We start from the raw sequence: 24409 nt of genomic DNA on the forward strand, positions 1-24409 counted from the left end.
ATAAATTAATTGTTAAACAAGGATTAACAGCATGAACAAAATGCATTTAAATTTATTGGCAGCGACTATCAGTGCTTTACTCTTATCAGCCTGTGGTGATGCAGAAACCACAATAGTACAACAGGATTCAATAGAGTCTGGTGATGATCATGACCATGATGACGAGCACGATCACGGAGATGGCTACGAAATTGAAAGTGCAGGCCGTTTGGCAGTTTTGTCGGCTGATGCTAATCAGACATACATCTATGATCTAGACGACAACAGTCTATTGGATAATTTTGCACTAACATACGCTTCATCCTCTTTATCATCTTCTGCTGGTTTTCGTTATGCGGTGATTAATAGCCGTGGCCAAGATCAAATAGAGTTTATTGATGGCGGTTTATGGCAAGAAGACCATGGTGAGCATTTGCACGGATATAAGCAAGACCCTGCACTTACAACTTATAAATTAAACGGTAGCCGGCCAACGCATTTGGTTAAGCATGACGGCAAACTTGCGGTATTTTATGATGGTAATTCAGAAACAGGCGAAAATTCGTCAGTTCAGGTATTGAGCGATTCAGGTATTGCGAATGAAACAGAAACGCTAGCTGAACTAACCTATGGTTTTAGTATGCATGGTGTGGCCGAGCCAAACGGCGAACATCTGATAGCAACCATACGTCGTGATGATTCATTAAGTACCTCTGCTAATAAAGTTCTACCGGATCAAGTTGGTCTTTATCATTTGCATGATGGCGAATATGAGCAAGAACACGTTTTTGAACTCACTTGCCCTGATTTACATGGCGCGGCACAAAATGAAGCTTATCAAGCATTTGGCTGTAGTGATGGGGTATTAATTACGCAATTCAATGAAAATGACCCTAGTTCAGCTAAGGTTGCGAACATTGACGTTTTAGATGGTGTGCGCGTTGGCACTCTATATGGGCATCATGATGTTAATAATTTTATCGGCATTGCTTCTTCTCATGGTGGTGGGGCTGCTATTGTTTTGAATATTGACCCAGTTGGAAATTCAATGGAAGAAATAGATTGGCAGCCAGTGACAGGTGCTCAACCAACTGCGTATTCATTTTCAGCAGATGGCGAACACTTTTTGATATTAGATAATCAAGGTTATTTAACCCTATTATCTGCTCATAATCATGATGGTGAGCAACATTGGGAATTTGAAAAGCAAATTGATATCTCGGAAGAAGATGTTGCTGATATGCCAGAAGATTTGTCGTTTAAAATGAGTATTTCGCAAAATGAGCCTTTGGTATATATTGCCGATCCAATTAGCAAGCACATATTAACGATTGATATAGAGACTGCAGAAACGGTTTCTGATATTGAGTTAAACTATATGCCAGCTTCTGTTACATGGTTAGGCATTAAAGAAGATGAACATGAGCACGAAGAAGATCACGATGAAGATCATGACCACGACCATTAATATAAATTGAGTTTATACTCATAAGTCATTTCACCCACAAACTAATCCGCAGCCAGTGTATTAGTTTGTGGGCTTATCTAATATCCTTATCTTTTATTTTAATTTGCCCACGCCAGCAGTAATAAATAAAATTAAGCGTTAGCAACATACGTCATATCATGTTTTTTCAAATTACTCATTTTTGCTTAGAGTATATTACTATATTAGTTAAAATACGCTTTAGCCCGAGTTGAGGTTAGTTATCATTTTAGTTGGAGTATACAAGTGCCAATTCGTATTAGTTGTGATCAATATGATTATTTTGAAATTGTGTGTATGCGACAATCCTTTATTCAGCTCACTTTAGAAAATAGCCAAATTGAAGTTGGCTATGCGCTAGATCTAATCTTTGATTCAAAGCATCAATGCGAAATGCTAAAATTAAAGCATGCCGGACAAACTAAATTGATTGATTTATCAAAAATTAAGAAGCTCGAGGCTGTTAATAATAACGCGGCTCATAATTTTAGTATTCAATTTTAGCCGTTTTTAGATGAAACAAATAAAAATAATTAGATAAAAGAGAGTAACAATGAAAAACATAAAGTTATTGAGCTATTTTATTTTAGCCTTTATTCAATTTTATGGCATGAGTACCAGTTATGCACTGCAGCTTATTTCAGCCGATAACGAACGTTTTTTATATACTGGCCGGGTTGAATATTCTGAGCCAAAAAAACCAGTATTATCGTGGCCAGGGACCAGTGTTAAAGCCAATATTTCTGGTGATAAACTGGTACTGATAATGGATGATGAAAACGGTAAAAATTATTTTAATGTGATTGTTGATGGCCAAGACCAATTCCCAGCTGTGATTGAGCTCAAAGCTGGTTTGCATGAATATGATTTAAGTTATTTATTGTCGGGGAAAAATCAAAAAATAACCCAAATTGAAATTTTTAAACGCACAGAAGGGCATGAGGGTGGCACACAATTTTTGGGATTAAAATTAGCAGATAAAGCAAAAATATTATCCCCACCACAAGCGCTTTCACGTAAAATTGCCTTTTTTGGTGATTCAATTACTTCAGGCATGGGTAATGAAGGCGCGAATAATGGTAAAGACGATTTAGTGTCTGAAAAGAATCATTACTGGTCCTACGCTGCGATTACAGCTCGTAATTTAAATGCTCAATTTCATACAGTTTCATTAAGTGGAATTGGCTTTATGGTCAGTTGGTTTGACTTTATTATGCCCGAATATTATCAGCAAATATCTGCATCGGGTAATAATGATACACAGTGGGACTTTAGCCAATGGCAACCCGATGTTGTGGTAGTTAATTTAGGTCAGAATGATAGCTGGTTAATTGATAACGAAAAACGATTACAACCTGAACCTAGCGAACGCGATATTATTAATGCTTATAAATCTTTTATGATTAATTTAAAAACGCATTATCCAAACGCACAATTTATATCAGCGTTGGGTAGTATGGATGCAACTAAACCAAGTCGAAAACATTGGATTAGATATATTAAAACCGCTGTAAATGAACTTAATCAAGCTAACAAAACTTCAAATATAGCCTTTATCACATTTGATTTTAATGGGTTTCAAGGCCATCCAAGAGTGGCGCAACATATTAAAAATGCAGATAAACTCACAACTAAAATTAAATCTTTAATGCAGTGGTGATATATCCGACAGCAAGCTGGCTCAAAATAACCCAAAACCCTTTGGGTTATTTTTCAATATTGTTTAACCCTTTAGTTCGAGCTTCAGCTTTTAAATTATGATGAATTGCTGATTTAATTAACATATAACCACTAATAGGCGCAGTAATTAGTAAAAATACCGAGATTAAAATTTCTTTAAAACTAAAGTCTCCATGGGTCACTGAAAAATAAACCATGCCTGCAATTAGTATACAAGCCATTCCTAAAGTGGTGGCTTTAGTTGGGCCATGCAAACGCATAAAAAAGTCAGGCATTTTGACTAAACCAACGGAGCCGATTAAAATTAAACTGCCGCCAATTAATAATAAAATTGAAATTATCCATTCGTATATCATTATTCTATCAAATCGCCTCTTAATAAATATTTACATAAAGCCACTGTGCTAACAAATCCTAGCATGGCAATTAATAGCGCGGCTTCAAAATACAAACTGGTATCGTTATGCACACCATATAAAACAATTACCGCTATAGTATTAATGTACATAGTATCAAGTGCCAAAATACGATCAGGAATAGACGGACCTTTAATTAAGCGCCATACGTTGAGCAGCAAGGCGACGCCTAGCATTGCAAATACAATAATAATCACTGTGCCTAACATTGGAATATCTCCTTTAGCGGGGCTTCGTAACGTTGCTTAATTTCCTGAATTAACTCATTTTCATTTTTTAAATCTAATACATGTATCAATAAGTATTTTTGCTCAAGGTTAGCATTATCAATATGATTTTCAGTAACAGGGTAAACTTCTGCACTGACCGTACCTGGGGTTAATGAGACCGTGCTCGCAAGTAGAGTAATAGGCAAAGCTTCGGTCATATCTAACGGCACTTTTACAAAAGCTGGACGCAATTTTTTATTAGGTCCTAAAATTAAAATAGCGACTTGGACATTAGCCGTAATAATATCGTACAGCACAGTTAACAACTGCTTGAGTGCTAACAAAGGCTTATTAACAAATGCGTGTTCATCTCGAAAAGGCTCAGTGAGCAAAGGGATCACAAATGCCAGTACGCTACCTAAAATTAAATGACCAACAGATACACTATTGTTGAGTAATAGCCAAACCAAAAGCAATAATAAACTGGTCGCAGGCGCTGGAAATATTTTTAAAGCGGTTGCTCGATTCATGATAAGCCTCCAACTGTTTGGGTTAATAGTTGAATATTATGCAATTGCATAGCAGCATCCTGACAAAATTTAGTAAGCGGTTTGGCAAATATAACCATTAAAGGGGATGCCAATACTAATGCATAAGTGGCAACTAATTGAGCAGGATGAACGGCTTTAGCATTGTTGACATCAGCTTTATCTGTTGGCGAGTTTTTATTTTGCCAAAATACAATTGAACCAGCTCGGGTAATCGCAATTAATAAAATTAAGCTAGCGGTAAGGTAAACAGGCCAAAACGATTGATAAGCTTGATGTTCGTAAGTTGTTTTTAGTATCCAAATTTTTCCGACAAAACCAGACAAAGGGGGCATACCGATTACCGATAATGCGGCAATAAAAAAACCAAAACCTAAAATAAACGGTTGGTTAATGGCGCGACCTGTTGTAATTCTGTCTGCAACTTTTCCGCGCTGGCGTGCAATTAAATCAACTAATAAAAAGAGTGCTGCACAGACAAGTGTTGAGTGGACTAAATAATAAATGGCAGCTGCGGTTGCATTAACCTGTTGCAAGCTGACTAATGCGGCCAACGTACCAACAGAAACTAATACTAAATTAGACACTAATTTGCGCATATTTTGACTGGCTAAAACGCCAATAGCGCCAACTACTATAGTGGCTAAAGCCGCAATCCAAATTACATTTTGTCCCATGGCTGCTAGCTGGCCGCTATTTTCGGCAAATAATAAATTATAAACGCGTAATAAAGAGTAAATCCCAACCTTAGTCATAATCGCGAATAATGCGGCAATCACAGGCATAGCCGTTGAATATGTATTAGGCAACCATAAATGAAGCGGTAGCAAGGCAGCTTTCAACGCAAATACGATTAATAAAAGTGAGCCCCCAATTTTAGCAATATAAACATCATCGCCGGTAAGTTGGCTTATTTTATTGGCCATGTCTACCATATTTAGGCTGCCAACGACACCGTATAAGGTGCCCAGAGCAATTAAAAATATTGCAGAACCTATCAAGTTAATCACCACATAATGCAAGGCTGCGCGGGTATTTTGTTTGTCGCCAGCATGCATTAGCAGCGCATATGAAGCTATTAGTAATACTTCAAAAAATACAAATAAATTAAAAATATCGCCTGTTAAAAACGCGCCATTTACACCCATCATTAAAAACTGAACTAAAGGATGAAAAAAGTTACCTTTATTATCATCTCCGGCGCAGCTGTATAATACGCAACAACAGGTTAAAAACGCCGTTAAACTGGTTAAAATTACAGCCAATTGATCAGCCAACAAGACAATACCAAAAGGCGCTTGCCAGTTGCCTATAGCATAGCTTATTGGCCCCTGAGCAATTACTTGGCACAATACAATCAGGCTAATAGCTAACGTAATAAGTGATAAGCAACAGGCAGAAATACGACGAATTGCTACGTTTTTACCACACGGGGGTAATAACAAAAATAGCGCGCTAATAAGCGGAAATAAAATGAGAAAAACGACTAAGTGCTGCATGGTTAGTTTCTCTTACCTGTTTTTAAAGCCGGCTGTTCTTGGCTGTTGACATAATCATTACCTAAATCGGCACGGGCTCGAATCGCTAAAATAACCGCAAAAGCAGTCATTGCAAAACCAATCACAATGGCAGTTAACACCAAGGCTTGCGGCAGTGGATCTGCGTATTCAGTACTATTGCTTAAAATAGCGGCTTTATTTATCCATAACCGGCCGGATGCAAACAAAAATAAATTAACCGCATACGATAACATCGTTAGCCCAAGTACAATGGGAAAGCTTCGTGCTCTTAATATTAAAAAAATACCACAGGCGACTAATACCCCAACACAAATTGAATATAACAATTCCATTAGCTGTTTCCTTTTTGTTTTGGTTCGACAACCGCTGAGTCATTTGTAGTTAGCTTTCCAAGGCTGGCCAAAATCATCATGGTTGCGCCAACAACAGTAACGTAAACCCCTAAATCAAATATCATGGCACTTGCTAATTCAGTTTTACCAACAAAAGGAATATCAAAATATTCAAACCAGCTTGTTAAAAATGGTTTACCGAAAAACAAGCTACCAAAGCCGCAAATACAGGCAATTAAAATACCGATTGCGATAATTTTTCGATAGTTAATTGCGAGTCGTTCGGCGATCCAATTAGAGCCATGCGCAATATATTGTAAAATAAAGGCAGTCGCGGTAACCAAACCGGCAATAAAACCACCCCCAGGCATGTTATGCCCTCGTATAAAAATAAAGGCAGACACCAATAAAGCTAACGGTAATAAAGTTTGCGAAATGGTTGCTAGTAGTAAAGGGTATTTTTCTTTTGCCCATTTCCGACCTTCATGATCGGTTGCAGGCATAAATAAAGGTAAATTCACTAATAATTTATAAATCCCTAATGCAGCAATCCCTAATACGGTAATTTCACCGAGTGTATCAAACCCTCTAAAATCTACTAAAATAACATTAACCACGTTAGTGCCACCGCCGCCAGTTTTCGCATTAGCAATAAAAAAGTCTGAAATAGATTCAAGTGGACGCGTAATAATGGCATAGCAAATACTCGCAATAACAACACCGCAAGCCGAAGCGATAAATAAATCTCGTAAGACTCTAATAGAGCTAGACTCTTTGGGCGTTCGTTGAGGTAAAAAGAACAATGCCAACATTAATAGAACAATAGTAACGACTTCAACGCTTAACTGAGTTAGCGCGAGGTCGGGCGCTGAAAATCGCGTAAATGCAACTGATACCATTAAACCAACGACAGAAATCATTAATAGCGCGATCATTCGTTGACGGTGCCAAATAACGGTAGCGAGTGCGCCAGCAATTAATAAACTTGTACCAACGGCGTTAAACATATCGATAGGGTGCGGTTCGTTTTGACCTACCAGTTGTTGCATTTCAAATAAAGGCGCCCCGGCACACACTAAAACCACAATAATTAACAAAATGGTATAGCGCTGTAATGAGCCGTTTTCAAATTGGTTGATTCGCGCTTGGCTCCATTTTATGAGCTTATATAAAGCTTGCTCAAACAGAAGTTTTGCACTGAGACTTGGCAACGAAGCCTGAAATTGGAATAAAAACCGGCGTTGAGTGTAAATAAATAAGCCACCAAAAACGGCCACGCCACTCATTAACAACGGTAAGTTAAAGCCATGCCAGATGGCGATTTCAAATACAGGTGTGTTGTTAGTTAACACCGCTTGAGAAGCAACTTGTAATAACCCATCCACAATAAAGTTTGGAAACATGCCCACCAATAAGCATAAGGCGACAAGTATTTCAATGGGAACACGCATATAGCGCGGTGCTTCGTGTGGCGTTTTGGGTAAATTAACTGGCTCACCATTAAAAAATACATCGTGTATAAAACGCGCCGAATAAGCCACAGATAAAGCGCCAGCAATAGTTGCAAGCACAGGAATTAACCACGACATAGAACCAAGCAATTGTGAGTGTAGGGTTTCTGCAAAAAACATTTCTTTAGACAAAAAACCATTGAGTAAAGGCACCCCAGCCATTGCTGAAGCAGCTACCATCGCGAGTGTTGCGGTATAGGGCATAAATTTCCACATGCCATTGAGTTTACGCATATCTCGGGTGCCGGTTTCATGATCAATAATCCCCGTTGCCATAAAGAGTGATGCTTTAAAAGTAGCATGGTTAATAATATGAAAAATCGCGGCAACGGTTGCCAGTTCGGTATCTAAACCTAATAACAAGGTAATTAAACCTAAATGACTAATAGTTGAATAAGCCAATAAGCCTTTTAGGTCGTGTTTAAACAGCGCAACATAAGCACCCAAAAGTAAAGTTGCTAAGCCGGTTAAACTGACTAAGATAAACCAAAGTTCAGTACCCGCTAAAGCCGGATAAAAACGAGCCAGTAAAAAAATGCCTGCTTTTACCATTGTGGCAGAATGTAAATAAGCACTCACAGGTGTTGGTGCTGACATGGCATGCGGCAGCCAAAAATGAAATGGGAATTGCGCCGACTTAGTAAAAGCACCAATTAAAATGAGTACTAAAGCGACTTCATACCATTGGCTTTGTTTAATTAACGCTCCGGCTGCCAGTACATCGTCTAGTTGATAACTGCCAACAATATTACCTAAAAGCATTAAGCCTGCTAGCAGCGCTAAGCCGCCAGCACCCGTAACCGATAGCGCCATTAACGCACCTTTACGGGCTTCGGCTTTTGCTGACCAATAACTGATTAATAAAAACGAACTTATACTGGTTAATTCCCAAAAAAACCATAGTTGAATCAAGTTGTTAGAAAGCACTATACCTATCATGGCTGTCATAAACAGCATTAAGTAAGCGTATAGCTTAGCTAATGAGTCTTTTTCGCTTAAATAATAACGCGCGTAAAAAATAACTAAGCAACCTATGCCCAAAATTAATAGCGCGAATAAAAAAGCTAAGCCATCTAAACGGAAACTGAGGTGGATATTGAGTTCGTCAAGCCAACTAATATGGCTATAAACGGTTTCACCGTTAAATACCGCAGGAACATGATAAAAGCAAAGTGATAGCGCAGCAACTGGCGCTATCAGCGTTAAAGCAACCGCTTGATTTCGACTTAACTTAGCGGTTAGCGAGGAGATCAAACTGCCCAAGATGGTCAGGATAGGGATCCAAAATAACGCCATATATTATTAATCCATGTTATTATAATGTTTCAAAACAATGCTCACATCAGCGAGATAATATGCTTATATTATCACGTATTAGCTATTGAAATGTCTATTTATTTAGCTTGATACGAATGATGAACATAAACTAAAAATAGCTTGCTACACTATATATGTAAATAACTTGAGCGCATATTAAATAAGTAAATTATGACAATCAATCGACTTTATTATGAGTTGGCTATTTTTTAGCTGACTTTAATAAATATTGATTAACCCATAGTGCCAAACTAATGATTAATCCACCAATGGCTAATCGCCCAATATCAGCATCTCTATTCCAAATGAGCACATTAACAATAATACCAGCGGGGATCAGTAAATTATTCATGACCGCCAATATGCCAACATTAACCAAAGTGGCCCCTTTATTCCAAGCAAAATAGCCTAAACCAGATGCAATTAACCCCAAATAAATAAGAATTCCCCATTGGGTAGATGTGCTGGGAAGCTTTTCAAAATTGCCAAAGAGCCATAAACAAACGCTAGCAACTAAAAAGGCGCCAATAAAAAAACAGCCAAAAATCTGATGTTGATTAATACCAGAGTGTGTTTCAATTAATTTTTTATAACCTACTTGGCCGCTCGCAAAACATAAATTAGCAGCTTGCACAATGAAAAAACCGGTAATGAAGCCTTGGTTAATACCATCAAAGCGGATAGCAACGGCACCTAAAATTGCAAGTGAAGCCGACAAGAAAAAAGTAGGGTTAAATCGGCGCTCAATTAAATCGTTTAATAAAGTGACATATAAAGGCGTCATTACGGTAAATAAGAGTACCTCAGGTACGCTAAGGTATAAAAATGAGTGGTAATAAAACCCGTACATAGCCCCTAATTGAATCGCGCCAATTAGCATTAAACTTATGCTGAGCTTTATGTTAAGTGTACGTAATCTTAAAAAAGGAATGAAAATCGCACAGGCGAGAGAAATTCGAGTCCATACTGAAAACCAAGGGTCGACTTCTCCAGCTAAATACACACCAATTAAACTAAATGAAAAAGCCCATAAAAGGGTCGTGAATAATAAATAAATCAAGGTAAGAGATCGTTTTATAAAAAAATGTACCTGTTATTTTGAAGGCAAAATGACCTAATTACCAGTCCAGATTGTTTCAGCTGTTGAGCGTTTTTTGAATTAACCTCAACTCGGTTTAACGAATAGGTTGCAAACGGCCTTTTTTCACGAGAACTGCGTTAAATTCAGTTGCAATACAATCCGACAAACGGGGAGGTAGAGTGTGGTTGGAACTAAAGTCGAGACTATTGACGCATGAATTTGCCTTGCACACGCAAAAAATTCTCGTTAGAAAGCATGTAGAGCGATAAGGTTAAATAATTCAATTAGTTAGAATACACGTTAACCCGGCTTGAGGTTAAATTAGGCAATTTATAAAATTAAATTAAAACAGAGTCGAATCACTAAAATATGATATTAAATAGACATATTTAGCTTAAATTCGTCTATTTAGGCTAATTTATGACAAATATATACTATTTTTTAGCCGTCATTCGACTATTTTTAAGCTCCCTAAGCCCCTATACTAACTTCAATCGTTAACCATTTGTTATACATTTAAGCAAATGTGTTTTTTTGCGAACCCGCTAGAATTAGGCAAAGTGAGTTAAACAAGATGAAAAAGAGTGAATTTCCAGATCCGTTCGAACAAGCGCGTGTAGAAAAAGGCTACGGCGAGATGAATGATCAAGATGATCCCGTTACTATGTTATTGCGATTAAAGGACGTTCGTAAAACCGCTCATAATTGGAAAACTTTCCAATCAGGTGCAACGCCCGGACGTATTGTTGTTCCCTCTGAAGTTAATATTAGAGACACTCGCCAAATTCCATTTGAAGTCGATCCACCTATGCATGGCGATTATCGAAAAATTCTTGAACCTTGGTTTAAGCGCCCACTAGAAGCGGAATATCAAGCCCAATTAAAGCAACAAATTAATGAAATAGTGGATGAAATGCTTAAGCTTGATTCAGTTGAAGTCGTTGAAGAGTTTTCGCTACGTTTGCAATCAAGAGCACTTACTTTGTTGTTAAACATTCCATATGAAGAAGCAGAAGTTTGGATAGGTTGGGGCACCCATGTATTTAGAAGTGAAGGGGTGGCACTTGACGGCGATAAAGCGAATATTTTATACGATTATATTGATAAGCAGATCGATCGTGCGATTGAAAAACCGGGTGATGATTTATACTCAGTGTTATTAGCATCTGAAGTAAACGGCAAAAAATTAACGAAAGAAGAAGTTAAAGGCGTCATGATTTTAACTTTTGCGGGTGGACGAGATACAGTCATTAATGCGGTCACTAACTCAATTGCTTATTTTGCTGAACACCCAGAGTCTTTAGCCAGATTAAAAGCTGAACCGGAAATTACGGGGAAAGCAGTTGAAGAGTTAATTCGTTATTTTGCTCCGCTAACGCACATGGGCCGTGTGGTTACTGAAGATACGCAAGTATGTGAACACGCTAAAAAAGCAGATTCAAGAGTTTCTTTATGTTGGGCATCAGCTAACCGTGATGCGGGCGTATTCGACAAGCCAAACGAAGTGGTATTGGATCGTAAAATTAACCCTCATGTGAGCTTTGGCTTTAGCCACCACAATTGTTTGGGTGCGACTCATGCTCGTCAAATTATGAATATTTTATTAAAAACTTTAGCTGAAAAAGTATCTTCAATTGACATTTTAGAGTGCGAAGAAAACATTGAAGATTTAGATCAATTCCAGCGCAAAGTAGGCTACGACAGCCTTAACGTTAAATTTAATTAAGAACAGAAATACAGAGGTTTACCATGGCTAAAATTACATTTATTACAACCAATGATGAAAACATAACAGTTGAAGGCGATTCTGGCTCAGTAATGGAGCTAGCAGTACAAAATAATATCGCTGGGATTGATGGCGATTGCGGCGGTGTTTGCTCGTGTGCTACTTGTCATGTGCACGTTGACCCAGAATTTGTCTCGCAAACAGGTGAAGCCAGCGAAATTGAAAAAGACATGCTAGAGCTTGATGATAATGCGAACGAATTCAGCCGTTTATGTTGTCAGCTTGATGTAAGTGACGAGTTAGATGGTGTCATTTTACGAGTTGCACAATAATCTATTTTAATAAGTGAGTTGATAAATTATGTCTGAACAAGCGAAAGATAATCAAATCTGCGTCGTCATAGGCGCAAGCCATGGCGGGGTAAATTTAGCGTTTAACCTGCGTAAATCAGGTTGGTCGGGCGATATTATCTTATTTGATGCCGATCCAGCGCTGCCATATCACAGGCCGCCACTATCTAAAGCTTATTTAACCAGCTCAGATAGTATTGAAAACAATGCATTAAAATCGGTGCAGGCATATGAAAAAGAAAACATCAGCTTAAACTTAGGGGTAAAAGTTGCAGCCATTAACCGTACTGAAAAAACCATTACTTTAGATGACGGTAGCTTCCAACCTTATGATAAATTAGTCATAGCAACGGGCGCACGTCCATTAATGCCGCCCATTCAAGGGATTGAACAAGCAAATAATTTATATCCGCTACGCACGGCGGCAGATGTTGATCATATTCGCGCTGCATTTAATCGTCTTCCCCAACAAAGAGTGGTCATTATTGGCGGCGGTTATATTGGCTTAGAAACTGCAGCATCAATGAAAAAATTGGGCGCTGACGTCACCGTATTAGAGCGGGAACCTCGAATTTTAGCCAGAGTAACAGCACCAGAAATGTCTGAATTTTTCCAGAATTTACATGCGCAGCACAAAGTGGATGTATTTACAGGCAAAAATGTGATTTCTATTGAAACGGCTCAAGCATCAAATCGTGTCGTTTGTTCTGATGGTAGTGAATACCCAGCAGATATTATTATTGTTGGGGTTGGTATTCGAGTTAATTTGGAATTAGCTGAAGATGCTGGTTTAGAGATTGAAAATGGCATTCGAGTTGATCAAACAGCTTGCACTAGTGATGAAAATATTTATGCGATAGGGGATTGCTCATTCCATCATAATCCACACTATGATCGCAATATTCGTTTAGAATCGGTTCAAAATGCGGTTGATCAAGCTAAAGTTGCAGCAGCCGCTATTTGTGGCAAAGCACCCACTTACGATACTATTCCATGGTTTTGGTCTGATCAATACGATGTTAAATTGCAAATGGTTGGTTTATCAACTGGTTATAATGAGATTTTAATTCGTACGGAAGATAGCGATACACATAAATTCTCGGTTTGGTATTTTAACGATGATACTTTGTTGGCAGTAGACGCAGTAAATTATGCAAAAGCTTATGTACTAGGCACCAAGTTTATTAAAAGCGGTGAAAAGCTAGATAAAGCCAAAATCAAAGATATTGAAGTAGAATTAAAACCTGCCAACCTATTAGCTAGCTAAATAATTTATATTATGGATTCATTGAAGTAAATCATAACTAACACCATAACCAGCGACTGAGCATTTACTGCTTGGCTACTGGTTATGATGTTAGATATGATTTTTACTCCTCGCAATTAAAGCTGTGTAAAATTGGCTGTGTTCCAGTTGAGTGTTGTTAATTGAACTATAATTAATCTACGCTTAGATTTTCTGGAGCTAATTATGAGCACTCAGAGTTTTAATGCTGTTAACACCAACCTCAATTCCCTCAGCTATAAAGAGCTTAAGCGTTTACGCCATAAAGTTGAAAGCTTAATCTCAACAAGCCATACAGGGCAAGTTATATCTGATCGAGAAGAGCAAATTAGTCATTGTCCGCACTGTGAAAGCAAGCTTTTCATTCGTTATGGTTGTACTGCAAAGGGTCACCAACGGTTCAAATGTAAAGCTTGCAAATCAACGTTTAGCACACTAACCGGTGCCTCACTTTGTGGTATGCGATTAGAAGAAAAGTGGCAACAATATTCTGATGGGATGTGGTGTACTACAAAACTCAGACAAGCAGCACGTGAGTTAGGTATCAATTAAAAAACAGTTTGGAAATGGCGCCACAAATTATTGACTAAACCTAAACAAGACCGACAAAGAGCACTAGCTGGTATTGTGGAAGCCGATGAAACTTTTATCAATGAATCCTACAAAGGAAAAAAGCAGATCCAGCATCGAGAATCACGAAAACGAGGGGGAGGTAGCGCACCGAAAGTGCCTATTTTCCTTGCTTTAGATAGGCAAGGTCATGTTACGCATCAAGTATTAGAAGGCAACACTAAAGAGCAATTAGAATCAGTCGTAAAAAAGGTGTTGAAGCCAGAAAGTGTATTTTGCACAGATGGTAATTTAAGTTACGTATCAATTGTTCAACACTTGGACTTTGAAGTTGAACATAAGCGCCTAATAGGTCTAGACAATGAACGAGTTAAAGACGGGGTTTACCATATCCAAACCATCAACAATTGGACAATGCGTTTCAAATCTTGGTTAGTACAATTTCATGGTGTAAGCACAGAATATTTAGAAAATTATATTGCTTGGTTTCGACAAATGGATCAGGTCAATCAATTAAGTTGGGTTGATTACGCGTTAATGACGAGGATTAACAACACACAACTGGAACACAGCCATAAATATACAGTTTAGTTGTTGTGCTCCCATATTCAAGAAAATGAGCGACGAGCGCACTTTCTTTTTTCTGAATCTCTTTAGCGTCAATAAAAAATTATAGTTGGCAATGCATTACGTTATTTGTTAAAAATAGATTTATTAATACATGAGCGTGACATCGGCAGAAATATGCGCGACGCGCGCACTATAAAATTGTTATGCATCTAGTCCAAATCGGAGTATGAATGGAAGACTACTTTATTAATCAAGAAGCAATATCTCCATCGTGCCTAATGAAGATATTACAAGGTGACAAACTCCCTAAAGAAGGAATGATGTGGGAGTTTAAAAACGAGTTAAAGCCTATAGACCTATATTGTTATTTATACGCTAAATATGGCCCTCCTAACGGAATCCAAAGTCTTCTGCGCTCAGATGACTCCGATAACTTAATTCATTGGGAGTGGGCGCTTGCAGGTGAGCATGGAATTACTATGATTCAAGGCCAAAACTTTCGCAGTGAAGTTCACCTGATGGGGCATTTCAAAGATAAAAATATTTCAATAGAAGACTTTATTTCTCAAATAAAATCAGACATTGGTAATCACGGAAAGAAAATATCTGAACTTAGAAAAAATTTAGAAAAATGGACACAATTTGTTAACCCTTATAAACGTATAGAATCTGCTGTAAATCAACATTTTGAGAAGTTAAATGACCTTGCCTTAGATCCGATAAAAGACAAAGTTCCACACCCTACGACTGAAGAAGAATGGAAAACATATGGAGATAGACTTTCTGCAGCGTCAGATAAATATAGCTATGCAGTTGGTTTGACATTTGGTTTACGTTCGATGCTTCCGGTACTGGCAGAATCATTTGTTAATTTAGTACTTTTTATACTCTGCAGGCCGGATATAAAGTCAAACTATAGACTTTTTCAATCAACTATCAGGCAAGCTATTGATATACGAATTCAGTCTTTACATATTAACTGTATAGGATTTGAATCAGCTATTGATTACTCGTCATCTGAATGTGGTAACTTTCACACTTTAATGAACGATAGAAATGATTTACTTCATGGGAATGTGGAGGTTAATAAGCTATCCATTGGTGATGTGTTTTTTAATAAAAATGTTCCTCTATTTCTCCAATATGAGGATTTTTGGGATAAATCGATCGGCGTATCTTTGAAAAGTGTTAAATATGATGGGATAAAAAGTGATAGAGAGGTTGTTGCTAACTTTATCGAATATATCTTAAGTAAACTAAAGCCCGAGATAAGAGAGCAAATAGAGATCATAATGGATAAAGGACAGCTTGGTTTTAATCATAAAACAGGCAGAGTCGGTATATTGTTTCCTGATCATATGGTGGATTTTAGAGCCGTATTTAAAGATGCATAACAAGGTGTTTAAGGGCGGACGCATAAAGGTTGGCTTGCGCTCATTCTTCGCTAATTATAGCCAACCATTATTTGCCGCTTAACACGGCGTTAGGCATTTAGATAAACTATGAACTTTTGGAGAGTATTTTGAGTAACGAGTGGGATGAGTATGCTGAAAACTGGGATGTAGATCCTACCGTTGAAGAATATGCAAAAAATGCATTTTCAGAGCTTTTAGAAAACATTGATATTAATGGTTTAACTGTTCTTGATTTTGGCTGTGGTACGGGAGCATTAACTCAACTTATGAGCCCAACAGTTAAAAGTGTTGTTGCGATCGATCCATCTTCAGAAATGATAAAGCATTTGGATAAAAAGGCGCTAAATAATGTATCGTCTATATCTGGCTATCTATCAAAAGAGTTAGTTCAAGCCCTTCCTGAGTTTGAAAACAAATTTGATCTAATTGTTGCATCATCTGTTTGTGGTTTTCTACCAGACTATGAAGCAACTTTGAGTTTATTAAAATCCCTAATAAAAGAAGATGGGGTGTTTGTACAATGGGATTGGCTTTCAAATGATGATTCATCGGGTATGGGGTTATCGGAGAAAAGGGTAAAACAGGCATTTGTAGCAAGTGGTTTTGTGAATACTAGAGTTAATAGTCCTTTCATAATGAGTAGTTCAAAAGGTAATATGCCTGTTTTAATGGCTATTGGTAAAAATGCCTAACAATTTGTTTAACAAGGACAAAATACAGTTGGCTGTTTTCGTTCCTCAACATTTTTGCCAACTATATTTTGCCCATTAACAGGGCGTTAGCAGGTAAAAGATATGCATCAAAACTATTGGCCTTTCTCAGAATCGTATATTGATACAATTACCTTCTATGATTCGCCTGAATTGTATCTGCTTCAATATGAGTCTGTAGACCCGATCTCTGCCCAAATGTATGTTTTATATTGGTGCCAAGCTGAAGTCTTAAATGGTGGATTAGCGCAGTTTTTTGCAAACTCGACTGGTGTTATTGCACCTGAGGCCGCTTTGGCGTTGCGCAGCATAGGCATGCTCAAAATGGCGGAAAAGTTAGAAATTGCGATGAAACTATTTGGTGAGGTTTATGAACGGAATCGGTCGAAACGAATTAGTATTTTAAGCAATATTGAAGAGCAGCTTGACTTGCTCGATGATGATTTCATTGATCAGCTATATGATGAAAATGGCGGTTTGGAAGCACAAGCTAAGAAGTATGTGATTAACAATGCCTGCTAACAAGCCAAGTCAGCGGGAATTTTACTCGCTGAACAACGCTCATAAAATCCCCTGCTTGGGGCGTTATAAGACAAAGGAAACTCAGTGAACAAGGTTGTTATCAGTATCCTTTCAATATTACTCCTGCTAACCAACGTGTTTTGGTTGTATCAGAGTTTGGATAACGGTGTCTCTTTAACTTACATGAAAGCAAGCCTAGAAACCCAAACTAAAATATCGGAGCAACTGTTCGTTCTAACAAATGCGCAGCTCATAGGTAAAAGCGTCAACGAAGTTGATAATACTGTTCCACTGGATATTTATGGCTCTCGACCATTCATAAAAGATGATTGCTTATATTATGGTAGCATATGCCTAATTGTTGGCACCAATGGCACTATTCAGGGTTTTAAGTAACATGTCTTATAACAAAAAAATTAAGCTCGCCCGCTGCGCGGGCTGGGACGCAAACACGCAGGGCGGCTTCGCCATTATGCCCTACGCGTCTGCGCCCCTTATTTAAAAGTTAAGCACCAAATGTAATCGGAGTTTGAAAATGATTGAAGATCCAAATGTTATCCATAGCATGATTAAAGATCCCGCATACTTTCAAGTTGCGTTTTACATAATAAGTCCTCTTATTACATTTCTTGCAGTTTCAGTTGCTTATATGGCTATTTATAGGCAATCAAAGCCCAATGTACTAGCGCATTACGAACCAAGCAACAATGCTGGAAGTGTAATAGATTTAGTTATTTGTAATTACGGTGGTGGCACTGCCAGAAATGTGAGTTTTTCCATACCGATCCCAATAGGTTGTTGGGGTATTGAAAAAAGCGATAAGGTTGATCCTTCGGAATTTTTAGATATCAACATTCCAGTATTAGTTTCTGGCAAATCATTGAGATATCAAGCTGGTCAATATGGAGGGCTATCATCGCAACTTGGTGAAAACCTCCCTGTCACTGCGAACTATAATTATCGGACACCGTTACGGAGAAATAAGAAAGGCAAAGATATCTCTATTCTTGACATAAAATACATGGCAAGAATGCATTCAGCTAATAGTCCTGCTTATGACCTCGCAGATGCAATGAAAGGCCGTAACAATACAATTTTCTTAAAGACTAACGACCAGTTAAAAGCGGTGAATAGCAATTTAGCTAGGATCGCTAAGGTGTTGGAAAATAACATTAACACCGAAAATGGAAATGCCTAACAAGGCGTTGCTACGGAAAATTTACTCGCTGGCGCTCCTAAATTTCCGCAGAGCGCGGCGTTAGCAGGTAAAAGATATGCATCAAAACTATTGGCCTTTCTCAGAATCGTATATTGATACAATTACCTTCTATGATTCGCCTGAATTGTATCTGCTTCAATATGAGTCTGTAGCCCCGATCTCTGCCCAAATGTATGTTTTATATTGGTGCCAAGCTGAAGTCTTAAATGGTGGATTAGCGCAGTTTTTTGCAAACTCGACTGGTGTTATTGCACCTGAGGCCGCTTTGGCGTTGCGCAGCATAGGCATGCTCAAAATGGCGGAAAAGTTAGAAATTGCGATGAAACTATTTGGTGAGGTTTATGAACGGAATCGGTCGAAACGAATTAGTATTTTAAGCAATATTGAAGAGCAGCTTGACTTGCTCGATGATGATTTCATTGATCAGCTATATGATGAAAATGGCGGTTTGGAAGCACAAGCTAAGAAGTATGTGATTAACAATGCCTGCTAACAAGCCAAGTCAGCGGGAATTTTACTCGCTGAACAACGCTCATAAAATCCCCTTCTTGGGGCGTTATATGCCAAAGGAATAATATGAGTAAAAGGAAGTTTTGGGCAGTTGTCTTAACTGTCTGTTTTATCACTCACATTCTTTGTTATTTTCACTTCGTATATACCGGCGACACCGTTGCGGCCATTTTTGGGTATTTTGCATCTCTAGTCGTTATGCCGTTCGCTTTTATCGGTGTTTTAGCTATCGCATTAATATCGTTTCTAAATTTCAGTACAAAACAAAAATGGGCTTTATTTCTTGCACCTACAATTACCCTAGCTAGTTTTTTAGTGTATTTTTATTATGTAATTCAATACGGTGGGCCTCATTAGTGCAACTGGCATATAACAAACAAATTATGTCACTCGCTGCCGCTCGCTGGGACGCATACACGTGCGCGGCTTCGCCATTATTGCACACGTGTTTGCGCCCCATATTTGGAAGTTAGGTGAATATGCGAAAGATTTTAATCTCGAGTTTACTAATAGTTAGTAATGCTAATGCAACACCTCAAGATGAAGTTAATTTGGTACGCTCAAAAGAACAAGTAATTGGCTGCCAATTTATAAATAATATAGATTTAACAAACAGAAGAAAAACTTTGGGTTTGATTAAATATCTTAAAAATGAAACGCATCGCTTAGGTGGGGATACGCTTTTGTTTATTACTAAAGTATTAAATGAAACTTATGATACCTCTGATGTTAAAATAAAAGACATGAAGGTTTATAAGTGTAAATAATTCACCTAACACATATGAGCCTCCCCGAGGTCACATATGAGCCTCCCCGAGGTCAATAGGTAATAATGATCTTTTCGGCAACTTTTCGGTTGTCGAATCCAAGTTAATCAGCAAAACGATCTACTTCGTCTGTCATTAATGGCTGTCAGGTAACAATCGCCTACAGCAAACACATATAGAGGCTCTCTTATAGCGGTCTCACCACAAGCCTGTTTTGTTTTAATCCGTTAAGTTAAACAGAGGGGCACTACGACTAAATGGATTTAGGAGGTAGGGCGACGCAGGAAGCCAAAGCCGAGACATTCATCGGTTAACCTTCATATGGCACTATTCAAGTTGGCGGGTTTAATAAATTACCCAGTTAGTAGCAGGCTCAAAGAAGGTGTAAACGATTTTGCTGATTAAATTAAATGCACGCCAACCGGATGTCTAATCAAGGCCAAGAGGCTAGCTAGCGGTGAAACATAAACCCTGATGAACCTAATTTAATGGGTTAGTTACGAATTAACGCAGGATTTAGTGTGTTTTCTGCTTAAGCTTCCAGTTAGACGTTCAGCTCATCCGGTTGCGTGACTGACTTAACCTAATAATCGTGTTTCATCGAATACCTTTTTATTTTTAAGCATAAAATAGACACAGCGTCCTAACTTATGAGCCAGCGCAGATAAGGCTTTTGCTTTGCTCATTTTCTTTTGTAACTTAACTAAATATTTTTGAGCTTTTTCATTGCCGCGCAAATACAAAACGGCCGCCTCAGAAAAAGCCCACTTGAGGTGCTGATTACCAATTTTATTGCCTTGAGTACCGTAAGATTTGCCAGCCGATTCAGCTTTGCATTTAACTAATCGGCAATAAGACGCAAACTTTTGAACGGAATCAAAACGCGCAATATCCCCAATTTCATAAATAATTGTTAGCGCAAGGATTTGACCAACACCAGGAATGGATTTGAGTAAATGGAAATCGACCGGATTATGCTGTTTGGCTTGTTTTTCGATATACCATTGGATTTTAGACAGTTGGGCATTGATATCACTAATCAAATTTAAATCTAAATCGATATTGGTTTGGATTGTTTTATCCTCGAATAAGCCACGCATTTGTTCTCTAGCATTGGGATAGCGCAGGTTTAAATTGTTGGGTGGTAAATTGTATTGTCCAGTCGTATTTTTTACATGCGCTTTTAAATCTGCACCAAAACGCATGATGCGCATTCGACGACGTAATAAATCGCGTGTGGCGCGCATATTTGATGGGTAGACATAGGCTAAAGGAAAGGTGCCACCCCGAATCAAAGATGCAATTTTAAATGAATCAATTTTATCGTTTTTAGCTTTCCCGCCATGAATGGCTTTCATGTAAAGGGCATGGCCTAAAATAAAATCAATGCCATGCTCCTGACAAAAATCAGATACCCAATACCAGCAGTGCATACATTCGACGCCAACCACGATATTACCAATGTAAGGTTCGAGTAATTGAAGTAGTTTATCAGGTGTTGCTTTAATTTCTTTGTGTAGCACTTTGTTGCCATTTTGGTCTAAAATGCAGACATATAAAGAACGGGTGTGTAAATCTATTCCGCAGTAATAGGGATGCATGTTATTGTAAAAATTCATTGAGTTTTCTCCTTGTAGTTGGCGCTTTTTAGCTTAGCCAATTATGGCAGGCTAAAGAGGAGGCTCAATGAGTATCAAGGCACTCAAAAGGACAAATAACAGTTGGTTTTGCTCCTTCGTCGCTTATTTTAACCAACTATTATTTGCCCATTAGCGGGGCGTTATATTTTTATGATGAATCGAGCATTATTTATATTTTTATTTACTTTTTCAGGTGCGCTCAATGCAAGTGTTCAACTAGATTTTAAATGGTTGCCACTTAAAAAAATCACTTATGAAATTTCTATACCTCATCCTTTTGGTGAAACTATATTAGAGTTTTATCCAACAACTGATTCAGATAGAAGGATTCGAGAATTACGGATTTCTACGGCTAAACATGGTTGGTTCACTCCTAATATAGAACCTTTAAAAAAAGAGACATCAGTTCAAGTAAAAGATATTGAGTTTATTATCAAAGATGCTGCGGTAAATAAAGATGGAAGTGTTAAATATTTTGAGTTTAATATTTATTACGGCGCTCCTAATAAGGTTAATTGCAATGGTAGAACAGAGTATGTTCCAAATAGTAAATTATTAAAGGTTTTCGCTGACGGCGAAGTGTCAATAACGGAAGATAGAAGTTATTTTGAATTATGTGAGGCGTTAAACAAAATATAATATATAAGGATATGTTGCGCGAAGCCGCAACTTAATCCTATTGTTGGACCGTTTCTCTGCATCCTGCAGTCACGGCATTAGTGCATCCTTGCACGTCACAAGCCCGGTGTTGAGTTCTGCTTATATAAGGAAATAAATCGGTTTGTCGTCATGGCTGACTTTTTTCAAGGCGAGTCTAGGTTAAATAGCCGCAATCAAAGGCTGAGTTTTAACTGGCGGGGCTTTAAAGATATGTTAAAGTATTTTCATATTAAACCACTTCGGGTCAGCAAACGGCTGATTGCAGTAGATTGGTATTAGGGGGCTTTGTGTTTTACACGGGCAATGATATTAATGAAGAGCCGGATGCGGTAATTCCGCACGTCCGGATCTGTATGGGGGCGGCTCAATAATGGGTCGTTCTACCATGACGTAGTCATTAAGGATATTTCAAATTATGGAAACTATTTCAAGTTCAGGCTCATACTTCGTTGGCTGGGGAACTCTAGCTTTAATCAATGCAGGTTTAGCGCAAGGTAAAGGTCGCAAAGGCTTAAATTGGTTTCTAATTTCCATGCTATTGGGCCCAATTGCAACATTCTTACTTCTGGTTATGGAAGATCTAAAATCTTTATAAAACAACTATTAACAAACAAAGTAATCAGACGCGCAAACAGCGCGCCTGTTTCTTTGAGCCGTTGGCATAAGAATGAATAAGATATCATTTAAAGTTGAGGATCGTAAAAAATATGATTCTGGCTATCAGGAATCTAAAGTCAATATCATTATTGACGGTAAACCTTTGACAGAAATTATGAAAGAATATGAGATGCCAATGGCTACAAAGGAGGGAAATCCGGCGCTTGCAGGGGACTACCATGCTATTGAAGTTTCATCTTCTTCACTCAAAAAATATTACCTTGGAAAAGATGAAGCAGATTGGGGGGATGAAAAAAACAAAACTGCAATACTAGGTTGTAGTTGCGGTAATTTAAGTTGTTGGCCATTGCTCTGCAAAATCAACATTCAAGGAACTAAGGTCGTTTGGTCGGATTTCGAACAACCCCATAGAGATGAGGATTGGGATTATTCGACTTTTGAAGGCTTTATGTTTGATAAACAGCAGTATCTTAACGCAATAGATGCAATGGATAATGCCTAATAAAGCGCAGTCTTGGTCTGCCGGACGCTCGCAACTCGCGCCGTTGTGCTTTGCGTTATATACCTAATCAGGAGAGGCATTTGAATCAAATAGATAAAGTACTAAGTTTTATTGTTGAAATCGAAAAGCTAAAAGATGTGCAGCGTAAAACTAGACCTGTTGGACTCAAACGATATGAAAATTCTGCCGAACACAGTTGGCACGTTTGTTTGTCTGCTTTAATGCTAAAAGATTATGCCAATGACGATATAAATATTGATAGAGTCATTAAAATGCTCTTAATTCATGATCTCGGTGAAATAGATGCAGGTGATACCATTATTTATGCCAGTGAAACACAAGAACTCAAAGATGAAGAGGCCTCAGGAATTAATCGCATATTATCTTTATTGCCTGAAGGTAAAGGTGAGGAATACATGAGACTTTGGCTCGAATTTGAAGCAGGAGAAACACCTGATGCAATTTATGCCAAAGCAATTGATAGAGTGCCGCCATTATTACATAACCTTCACGATAATGGTCATAGCTGGAAGAAAAATGATGTGCCCAAAGAAAAAGTTCTTACATTAAATAGTCGGATAGCAAAGGGCAGCGATGAACTTTGGAGTAATCTTAAAGAGAAGCTAGAAAAAGCAGGAGACAAAGGTTTCTTTGCGTAGTTATATACCTTTAAGATTTTGCTAATTGTAAGCTATAAATCTCTACAGTTGTATTAGACCATTACAATGTGTAGTGGCAGAATAATTTGCTCATCTGATTAGAGATGCCTCTAATAAATCGTCAGCAGTTTAATGTGGTTTTTGGCATTATTAAGTCCACCGTGATGAACCCTACCTTATTGTTTTGCAAGCACTACTTTGTTTAATTAAAATCCCAACATGCAATGTTGATGTTGTTGGCAAAAATATCATTTATATAACCGCTGTATATTGAAAAAATATTAATATGTTTTATGCTAAATTTTCAATATCAAGATTTTTTGACAAAACAAGTTTATTGTATAGCTAAAATTTAACAGGAGGTTTAGTGTGCCGTATAGTAATCGTAGTGAATTGCCCTCATCAGTAAAAGATAATTTACCTAAACATGCACAAGATATATATAAAGAAGCTTTTAATAGTGCATGGGATACTTACAAAAACTCTGAAGACAGAGATTCAGATGATGATCGCGAAACAGTCGCGCACAAAGTAGCTTGGTCAGCGGTTAAAAATACCTACCATAAAAATGCAAACGGAGATTGGGTAAAAGATTAGCTTATTAAAA

Annotated in this window: 26 protein-coding genes and 1 pseudogene; 19 read left to right on the forward strand and 8 right to left on the reverse strand. The window is 37.9% G+C overall.

Going from position 1 to position 24409, the window contains the following annotated elements; all coding sequences use genetic code 11:
- Window positions 1–31: 31 nt before the first annotated feature.
- From OLW01_RS17070 to OLW01_RS17080, 3 genes are all read left to right on the forward strand, one after another.
- A complete protein-coding gene (locus OLW01_RS17070) occupies window positions 32–1447 on the forward strand; it encodes a 5-methyltetrahydrofolate--homocysteine methyltransferase (RefSeq protein WP_268077242.1) in 1416 nt (471 codons plus the stop codon).
- A gap of 264 nt (window positions 1448–1711) precedes the next feature.
- The gene (locus tag OLW01_RS17075; RefSeq protein ID WP_268077243.1) at window positions 1712–1969 is read left to right on the forward strand and encodes a Rho-binding antiterminator; all 258 of its coding nucleotides are present in this window, start codon (window positions 1712–1714) and stop codon (window positions 1967–1969) included.
- Between the two features lie 49 nt (window positions 1970–2018).
- Window positions 2019–3125: an SGNH/GDSL hydrolase family protein gene (locus OLW01_RS17080; RefSeq protein ID WP_268077244.1), complete on the forward strand. Its 1107-nt coding sequence runs from the start codon at window positions 2019–2021 to the stop codon at window positions 3123–3125.
- A 46-nt stretch (window positions 3126–3171) separates the two neighbouring features.
- On the opposite strand, the gene OLW01_RS17085 is transcribed toward OLW01_RS17080, so the two are convergent.
- The 7 genes from OLW01_RS17085 to OLW01_RS17115 form a co-directional block, all read right to left on the reverse strand.
- Window positions 3172–3501, reverse strand: a complete 330-nt coding sequence (locus OLW01_RS17085; protein WP_268077245.1) for a Na+/H+ antiporter subunit G — start codon at window positions 3499–3501, stop codon at window positions 3172–3174.
- On the reverse strand, window positions 3501–3770 hold the full coding sequence (locus tag OLW01_RS17090) for a K+/H+ antiporter subunit F (RefSeq protein ID WP_268077246.1): 270 nt from the start codon (window positions 3768–3770) through the stop codon (window positions 3501–3503). Before OLW01_RS17090 ends, OLW01_RS17085 begins: the two co-directional genes overlap by 1 nt.
- Window positions 3764–4300 carry a Na+/H+ antiporter subunit E gene (locus OLW01_RS17095; protein WP_268077247.1) on the reverse strand — a complete coding sequence of 179 codons (537 nt, stop codon included), beginning with the start codon at window positions 4298–4300 and terminating at the stop codon, window positions 3764–3766. The genes OLW01_RS17090 and OLW01_RS17095 overlap by 7 nt, the downstream gene beginning before the upstream one ends.
- On the reverse strand, window positions 4297–5817 hold the full coding sequence (locus OLW01_RS17100) for a monovalent cation/H+ antiporter subunit D (protein WP_268077248.1): 1521 nt from the start codon (window positions 5815–5817) through the stop codon (window positions 4297–4299). The genes OLW01_RS17095 and OLW01_RS17100 overlap by 4 nt, the downstream gene beginning before the upstream one ends.
- A gap of 2 nt (window positions 5818–5819) precedes the next feature.
- Window positions 5820–6170, reverse strand: coding sequence for a Na+/H+ antiporter subunit C (locus OLW01_RS17105; RefSeq protein WP_268077249.1), 351 nt, complete (start codon window positions 6168–6170; stop codon window positions 5820–5822).
- Window positions 6170–8977 (reverse strand): monovalent cation/H+ antiporter subunit A, encoded by a 2808-nt coding sequence (locus OLW01_RS17110; RefSeq protein WP_268077250.1) that lies wholly within the window; start codon window positions 8975–8977, stop codon window positions 6170–6172. Before OLW01_RS17110 ends, OLW01_RS17105 begins: the two co-directional genes overlap by 1 nt.
- 223 nt (window positions 8978–9200) lie before the next feature.
- Window positions 9201–10058, reverse strand: a complete 858-nt coding sequence (locus tag OLW01_RS17115; RefSeq protein ID WP_268077251.1) for a carboxylate/amino acid/amine transporter — start codon at window positions 10056–10058, stop codon at window positions 9201–9203.
- A 595-nt stretch (window positions 10059–10653) separates the two neighbouring features.
- Between OLW01_RS17115 and OLW01_RS17120 the strand changes: the two genes are divergently transcribed.
- The 11 genes and pseudogenes from OLW01_RS17120 (at window position 10654) to OLW01_RS17170 (ending at window position 19723) form a co-directional block, all read left to right on the forward strand.
- Window positions 10654–11805: a cytochrome P450 gene (locus OLW01_RS17120; protein WP_268077252.1), complete on the forward strand. Its 1152-nt coding sequence runs from the start codon at window positions 10654–10656 to the stop codon at window positions 11803–11805.
- Between the two features lie 23 nt (window positions 11806–11828).
- Entirely contained in the window at window positions 11829–12137 is a 309-nt protein-coding gene (locus OLW01_RS17125; protein WP_268077253.1) for a 2Fe-2S iron-sulfur cluster-binding protein, read from the forward strand.
- 28 nt (window positions 12138–12165) lie between these two features.
- A complete protein-coding gene (locus OLW01_RS17130; RefSeq protein WP_268077254.1) occupies window positions 12166–13422 on the forward strand; it encodes an NAD(P)/FAD-dependent oxidoreductase in 1257 nt (418 codons plus the stop codon).
- A gap of 204 nt (window positions 13423–13626) precedes the next feature.
- Complete coding sequence (locus tag OLW01_RS17135; RefSeq protein ID WP_268077255.1) at window positions 13627–13992, forward strand: IS1/IS1595 family N-terminal zinc-binding domain-containing protein; 366 nt, start codon at window positions 13627–13629, stop codon at window positions 13990–13992.
- Window positions 13993–14004: 12 nt separating this feature from the next.
- A pseudogene (locus tag OLW01_RS17140) lies at window positions 14005–14601 on the forward strand (IS1595 family transposase); the annotation flags it as partial.
- Between the two features lie 209 nt (window positions 14602–14810).
- The gene (locus OLW01_RS17145) at window positions 14811–15974 is read left to right on the forward strand and encodes a hypothetical protein (protein ID WP_268077256.1); all 1164 of its coding nucleotides are present in this window, start codon (window positions 14811–14813) and stop codon (window positions 15972–15974) included.
- A gap of 128 nt (window positions 15975–16102) precedes the next feature.
- Window positions 16103–16687 (forward strand): class I SAM-dependent DNA methyltransferase, encoded by a 585-nt coding sequence (locus OLW01_RS17150; RefSeq protein ID WP_268077257.1) that lies wholly within the window; start codon window positions 16103–16105, stop codon window positions 16685–16687.
- Window positions 16688–16789: 102 nt separating this feature from the next.
- Window positions 16790–17227 carry a DMP19 family protein gene (locus OLW01_RS17155; RefSeq protein ID WP_268077258.1) on the forward strand — a complete coding sequence of 146 codons (438 nt, stop codon included), beginning with the start codon at window positions 16790–16792 and terminating at the stop codon, window positions 17225–17227.
- 535 nt (window positions 17228–17762) lie between these two features.
- Window positions 17763–18425, forward strand: a complete 663-nt coding sequence (locus OLW01_RS17160) for a hypothetical protein (RefSeq protein ID WP_268077259.1) — start codon at window positions 17763–17765, stop codon at window positions 18423–18425.
- Window positions 18426–18501: 76 nt separating this feature from the next.
- Window positions 18502–18939: a DMP19 family protein gene (locus tag OLW01_RS17165; RefSeq protein ID WP_268077260.1), complete on the forward strand. Its 438-nt coding sequence runs from the start codon at window positions 18502–18504 to the stop codon at window positions 18937–18939.
- A 496-nt stretch (window positions 18940–19435) separates the two neighbouring features.
- Complete coding sequence (locus OLW01_RS17170) at window positions 19436–19723, forward strand: hypothetical protein (RefSeq protein WP_268077261.1); 288 nt, start codon at window positions 19436–19438, stop codon at window positions 19721–19723.
- A 578-nt stretch (window positions 19724–20301) separates the two neighbouring features.
- Here OLW01_RS17170 and OLW01_RS17175 read toward each other — a convergent pair.
- A complete protein-coding gene (locus OLW01_RS17175) occupies window positions 20302–21342 on the reverse strand; it encodes an IS110 family RNA-guided transposase (protein WP_268073878.1) in 1041 nt (346 codons plus the stop codon).
- Window positions 21343–21513: 171 nt separating this feature from the next.
- Here OLW01_RS17175 and OLW01_RS17180 point away from each other — a divergent pair, with 171 nt between their 5' ends.
- The 5 genes from OLW01_RS17180 (at window position 21514) to OLW01_RS17200 (ending at window position 24399) form a co-directional block, all read left to right on the forward strand.
- A complete protein-coding gene (locus tag OLW01_RS17180) occupies window positions 21514–22002 on the forward strand; it encodes a hypothetical protein (protein WP_251262110.1) in 489 nt (162 codons plus the stop codon).
- A gap of 436 nt (window positions 22003–22438) precedes the next feature.
- Complete coding sequence (locus tag OLW01_RS17185) at window positions 22439–22618, forward strand: antitermination protein NusB (RefSeq protein ID WP_268077262.1); 180 nt, start codon at window positions 22439–22441, stop codon at window positions 22616–22618.
- 72 nt (window positions 22619–22690) lie between these two features.
- Window positions 22691–23143 carry a hypothetical protein gene (locus OLW01_RS17190; RefSeq protein WP_268077263.1) on the forward strand — a complete coding sequence of 151 codons (453 nt, stop codon included), beginning with the start codon at window positions 22691–22693 and terminating at the stop codon, window positions 23141–23143.
- Between the two features lie 80 nt (window positions 23144–23223).
- Complete coding sequence (locus OLW01_RS17195) at window positions 23224–23802, forward strand: HD domain-containing protein (RefSeq protein ID WP_268077264.1); 579 nt, start codon at window positions 23224–23226, stop codon at window positions 23800–23802.
- A gap of 369 nt (window positions 23803–24171) precedes the next feature.
- Window positions 24172–24399, forward strand: a complete 228-nt coding sequence (locus OLW01_RS17200; protein WP_268077265.1) for a ChaB family protein — start codon at window positions 24172–24174, stop codon at window positions 24397–24399.
- Window positions 24400–24409: the final 10 nt, after the last annotated feature.

Source organism: Catenovulum adriaticum (genome assembly GCF_026725475.1).
Taxonomy (GTDB): Bacteria; Pseudomonadota; Gammaproteobacteria; order Enterobacterales; family Alteromonadaceae; genus Catenovulum; species Catenovulum adriaticum.

Coding starts and splice junctions, on each gene's coding strand:
- OLW01_RS17090 (WP_268077246.1), bottom strand. CDS start 3,770: ATGTTAGGCACAGTGATTATTATTGTATTTGCAATGCTAGGCGTCGCC.
- OLW01_RS17180 (WP_251262110.1), top strand. CDS start 21,514: ATGATGAATCGAGCATTATTTATATTTTTATTTACTTTTTCAGGTGCG.
- OLW01_RS17110 (WP_268077250.1), bottom strand. CDS start 8,977: ATGGCGTTATTTTGGATCCCTATCCTGACCATCTTGGGCAGTTTGATC.
- OLW01_RS17170 (WP_268077261.1), top strand. CDS start 19,436: ATGCGAAAGATTTTAATCTCGAGTTTACTAATAGTTAGTAATGCTAAT.
- OLW01_RS17190 (WP_268077263.1), top strand. CDS start 22,691: ATGAATAAGATATCATTTAAAGTTGAGGATCGTAAAAAATATGATTCT.
- OLW01_RS17070 (WP_268077242.1), top strand. CDS start 32: ATGAACAAAATGCATTTAAATTTATTGGCAGCGACTATCAGTGCTTTA.
- OLW01_RS17175 (WP_268073878.1), bottom strand. CDS start 21,342: ATGAATTTTTACAATAACATGCATCCCTATTACTGCGGAATAGATTTA.
- OLW01_RS17120 (WP_268077252.1), top strand. CDS start 10,654: ATGAAAAAGAGTGAATTTCCAGATCCGTTCGAACAAGCGCGTGTAGAA.
- OLW01_RS17155 (WP_268077258.1), top strand. CDS start 16,790: ATGCATCAAAACTATTGGCCTTTCTCAGAATCGTATATTGATACAATT.
- OLW01_RS17080 (WP_268077244.1), top strand. CDS start 2,019: ATGAAAAACATAAAGTTATTGAGCTATTTTATTTTAGCCTTTATTCAA.
- OLW01_RS17160 (WP_268077259.1), top strand. CDS start 17,763: ATGATTGAAGATCCAAATGTTATCCATAGCATGATTAAAGATCCCGCA.
- OLW01_RS17145 (WP_268077256.1), top strand. CDS start 14,811: ATGGAAGACTACTTTATTAATCAAGAAGCAATATCTCCATCGTGCCTA.
- OLW01_RS17135 (WP_268077255.1), top strand. CDS start 13,627: ATGAGCACTCAGAGTTTTAATGCTGTTAACACCAACCTCAATTCCCTC.
- OLW01_RS17085 (WP_268077245.1), bottom strand. CDS start 3,501: ATGATATACGAATGGATAATTTCAATTTTATTATTAATTGGCGGCAGT.
- OLW01_RS17185 (WP_268077262.1), top strand. CDS start 22,439: ATGGAAACTATTTCAAGTTCAGGCTCATACTTCGTTGGCTGGGGAACT.
- OLW01_RS17165 (WP_268077260.1), top strand. CDS start 18,502: ATGCATCAAAACTATTGGCCTTTCTCAGAATCGTATATTGATACAATT.
- OLW01_RS17130 (WP_268077254.1), top strand. CDS start 12,166: ATGTCTGAACAAGCGAAAGATAATCAAATCTGCGTCGTCATAGGCGCA.
- OLW01_RS17100 (WP_268077248.1), bottom strand. CDS start 5,817: ATGCAGCACTTAGTCGTTTTTCTCATTTTATTTCCGCTTATTAGCGCG.
- OLW01_RS17125 (WP_268077253.1), top strand. CDS start 11,829: ATGGCTAAAATTACATTTATTACAACCAATGATGAAAACATAACAGTT.
- OLW01_RS17095 (WP_268077247.1), bottom strand. CDS start 4,300: ATGAATCGAGCAACCGCTTTAAAAATATTTCCAGCGCCTGCGACCAGT.
- OLW01_RS17105 (WP_268077249.1), bottom strand. CDS start 6,170: ATGGAATTGTTATATTCAATTTGTGTTGGGGTATTAGTCGCCTGTGGT.